At 50.8% G+C, this 443-nt stretch carries 1 rRNA gene; it reads left to right on the forward strand.

The annotated features are described in order from the left end of the window. Nucleotides 1–443, forward strand: a 23S ribosomal RNA gene (locus ACODSZ_RS23155); the annotation flags it as partial.

Raw genomic sequence — 443 nt, forward strand, 5'->3', positions numbered from 1 at the left:
CAAAGTAGTGGCGAGCGAAATGGGATCAGCCTGCAAGATTTAGCATCAACGATAGCAAAACGGAATGGAAAGTCCGGCCATAGTGGGTGATAGCCCCGTATGCGAAATCGATGGTGTGGAACTAGGCTTGCGACAAGTAGGGCGGGACACGTGAAATCCTGTCTGAACATGGGGGGACCATCCTCCAAGGCTAAATACTCGTAATCGACCGATAGTGAACCAGTACCGTGAGGGAAAGGCGAAAAGAACCCCGGAAGGGGAGTGAAATAGATCCTGAAACCGTGTGCATACAAACAGTAGGAGCCCTGTAAGGGGTGACTGCGTACCTTTTGTATAATGGGTCAGCGACTTACATTCAGTGGCAAGCTTAACCGAATAGGGAAGGCGTAGAGAAATCGAGTCCGAATAGGGCGTTCAGTCGCTGGGTGTAGACCCGAAACCAA

The sequence above is a fragment of the Herbaspirillum sp. FG34 genome, assembly GCF_057809315.1.